Genomic DNA, 2,903 nt, shown 5'->3' on the forward strand with positions numbered 1-2,903 from the left:
TTTTTTAAAAAAAGTTATCAATGTTCCGATTACAAATCCGTATTTTTGATTCAATTAATAACCTAAAAATGGTCAACGTATTTTAGGACATGACAAAAAATCGTAAAAAACAAAAACCTTCTTTCAATTGAAACATTTTTTGTAAATTAGCATAATGAAAGAAAGTACAGAAATAGGATTAGATTTTATCATCGACAAATTAACCAATTCCATTGAAAATGTGGTAACTGGCGATAGTTTTGCAACGGAAATTTCTCTATTAAAAAGTTCAGATTTAAAAAATGTATCAAAGAAAAAAAATTGGTTATTCGAATGGAATTATGAATTTAAACAACCAGAAAGAGATGTTTACAAACTAACAATTGTAAATAATTCTGATATAATTCAAGGATTGGTTTGTTTAGAAGTGAAAGAAGATCACGTTTATATGCACTTAGTTGAAAGTTCTCCTTTTAATAAAGGAAAAGACAAAGTTTATGCAGGAGTTCCAGGAAATTTAGTTGCTTTTGCTTGTAAACTTTCTTTTCAACGTGGACATTTTGGAAATGTATCTTTTGTTTCTAAAACACAACTAATTGAACATTATGAAAAATCATTAGGAGCAATTCATTTCGGTGGAAGACTAATGATAATAGAAACCAAATCAGCATTAAAATTGATCAATAAATATTTTAAAGACTAATATTATGAAAACTAAAAAAGATGAATTTGACGTAGATTTTATTGGAGAACAAACTTCTCTAACAAAAGAAGAAGAAAAAGCATTAAGCGAATATTTTAAACAAAAAAAAGAAAGTTTGAAACTAACAGAAAGAAAAAAAATTGTTAGAAAATCGAAAACAGTTAATAAATAAAAGCACTATCTGCCAACAAAGAACTGTGCTTAAAAACAAATAAAATTAGATTTATTTTCACTATTTTTGGGTAGGAAAAACAACTATAGTCTTATAATAAGTATTAAAATTTAGCCATAACTTCTTGTGTTTTTTATGTTTGAATGATACTAATTTAGTTGCTTACAAATGTTTTAATGATTGATATGCGCATATTTGAGAATTGGCAGACATTCGCAAAAAAAAGTAAATGATAGAAAATGAATTTAATAAGTAAACTTTTCAATAAAAATAAAATGTACGAAATTGAATTTAATATAAATGGAAAACATAAACTTGGCGGAGAAATTCCAGAAAATTTCAAAATCCCTCAAAATGAATTTAAATCAAATTTTCAATATTTAGGTTCAATTGATAATTCTGACGAAATATTCAATTGGTTACCTTTTAAACTAAATTTAATTTGTCCAATTTATTTAGATTTTGACCAAATTTATCTTGATTACGAAAATCCAAATGAACCAAAACTAATTTATCCAAAAAATTCTTCTGAAATTGGAACTGCATTTGATACTTTAGATATAAATTCCAAAATAATATTCGAAGAAAAGATATTTAAAGTTAAGGAATTTGAGGGCGTAACTGAAGAAAATGAATTTGATGTAATTGGAATTGCTGGAAAACCAAATTGGACTCAAGAACAAAATATTCCAAATTGTCCAAAAAACAATAAAAAAATGAAATTCGTTTGTCAATTAACAAGTTGGAGCGACTTAAAAACTAAATTTACAAATGTTGTTTGTGAAGATGATTACGAACAGAAATTATTTGAAAAAATGAATTTTTGGTGTGATGGAGATTTATATATTTTTATTGAACCCGAAAGTAAAACTGTTTGTTATTTTATACAAAACACATAGAAAGAAAGAACGATCTGCCAACATTACCGCAGTTTTAAGACCAATACTGGGAATACTTTCTATTTTGGTGAGTATTTCTTGGTAATCGGTTTTTACCAAAATAAGCAATTCTTTTTCTATTAATTCTGATTCTTTTTCTAGGTTTTTCAAACTTCTTTTCAAAGATTTTATAACCAACTTACTCGGGTTTCCCAGTGTTTGCTCAGCTTGAAGCTTGTTTTTATAAGCCGTGCTTTGTTTTGTATAGGTTTCTAGTAATCGAATCATCTGGAAACATTCCATTTGATTTTTACTATAACCAGCCCAAGGTTGTAAATCGCGTTCTTGACCATATTGACAAATCATCTTGGCATCGGATTTATCCGTTTTTATACGTGATAATTTCATTTGGACAAACCGTTTTATAGACAAAGGATTTTCTACCGAAACCATTATTTTATGTTCAAGTAAATAATGTGCCAACTGGTAATGATAATAACCTGTTGCTTCCATAACACAATGACTATTAAAGTCTAATAGCTTTAAAAATTTTACAAAACCGTTCTGATTATTCTCAAACTGGCTGTGTTTTAAGTTAGAATCCATTACATCAAATGTATTTTTTCTAATGTCAATTCCAAAAATTGTTTTATCTTTATCTATAACAAAATTGTTTTTTATTAAAACACAATCTACTTGTTTTCATCACCTTAAAATCGAGGTCTATGCCTCACAGAACTGTACGAAATAAGAGTAGAAAAGGCTGGGGATTATCACTGTTAACGAGGTCATTGCCTCTGCGGTTATCGAGAACCTTACTCCTGCCTTTTGTTCTTTCTGTTTTAGATTAAATTTTAGATTAAATTTACAAATGTAAACTTAAGGCGGTTTGCACCAATCTAGGCTTGGGATTTATCAGAATGCGGTAGTGATTATCTTATTTCTTTCAATCGCATTTTTTCTTTCTAACTTTTCGGTATATTTGTAATCGTCGGTGTTAAAAACCGCCACTGGCAAAAGCCACAGAAAGTTATTGGCTAGTTTACCAAAAAAACGTAGAAAATAGAAACTAATAAAAAATATGATTGCATTATACATAAATTGGAATTTTGACTCTGAAATTATTACTATTTTGGGGTTTCCATTAAAATATTACGGACTTTTATTTGGT

Annotated in this window: 4 protein-coding genes; 3 read left to right on the forward strand and 1 reads right to left on the reverse strand. The window is 27.8% G+C overall.

From position 1 onward, the window contains the following. The first annotated feature begins 154 nt into the window (after nt 1-154). The 3 genes from ACH2CG_RS16910 to ACH2CG_RS16920 all read left to right on the forward strand — a co-directional run bounded on the left by ACH2CG_RS16910 (nt 155) and on the right by ACH2CG_RS16920 (nt 1,753). Nucleotides 155-682 carry a hypothetical protein gene (locus ACH2CG_RS16910; RefSeq protein WP_395067354.1) on the forward strand — a complete coding sequence of 176 codons (528 nt, stop codon included), beginning with the start codon at nt 155-157 and terminating at the stop codon, nt 680-682. A gap of 4 nt (nt 683-686) precedes the next feature. Further along, entirely contained in the window at nt 687-854 is a 168-nt protein-coding gene (locus ACH2CG_RS16915) for a hypothetical protein (RefSeq protein ID WP_395067356.1), read from the forward strand. Nucleotides 855-1,093: 239 nt separating this feature from the next. Further along, the gene (locus tag ACH2CG_RS16920) at nt 1,094-1,753 is read left to right on the forward strand and encodes a hypothetical protein (protein WP_395067358.1); all 660 of its coding nucleotides are present in this window, start codon (nt 1,094-1,096) and stop codon (nt 1,751-1,753) included. On the opposite strand, the gene ACH2CG_RS16925 is transcribed toward ACH2CG_RS16920, so the two are convergent. Beyond that, nucleotides 1,694-2,413 carry an IS110 family transposase gene (locus tag ACH2CG_RS16925; protein WP_395067360.1) on the reverse strand — a complete coding sequence of 240 codons (720 nt, stop codon included), beginning with the start codon at nt 2,411-2,413 and terminating at the stop codon, nt 1,694-1,696. The genes ACH2CG_RS16920 and ACH2CG_RS16925 overlap by 60 nt on opposite strands. Nucleotides 2,414-2,903 lie beyond the last annotated feature (490 nt).

This window comes from Flavobacterium sp. (assembly GCF_043778725.1).
Classification (GTDB): Bacteria; Bacteroidota; Bacteroidia; order Flavobacteriales; family Flavobacteriaceae; genus Flavobacterium.

Coding starts and splice junctions, on each gene's coding strand:
- ACH2CG_RS16910 (WP_395067354.1), top strand. CDS start 155: ATGAAAGAAAGTACAGAAATAGGATTAGATTTTATCATCGACAAATTA.
- ACH2CG_RS16915 (WP_395067356.1), top strand. CDS start 687: ATGAAAACTAAAAAAGATGAATTTGACGTAGATTTTATTGGAGAACAA.
- ACH2CG_RS16920 (WP_395067358.1), top strand. CDS start 1,094: ATGAATTTAATAAGTAAACTTTTCAATAAAAATAAAATGTACGAAATT.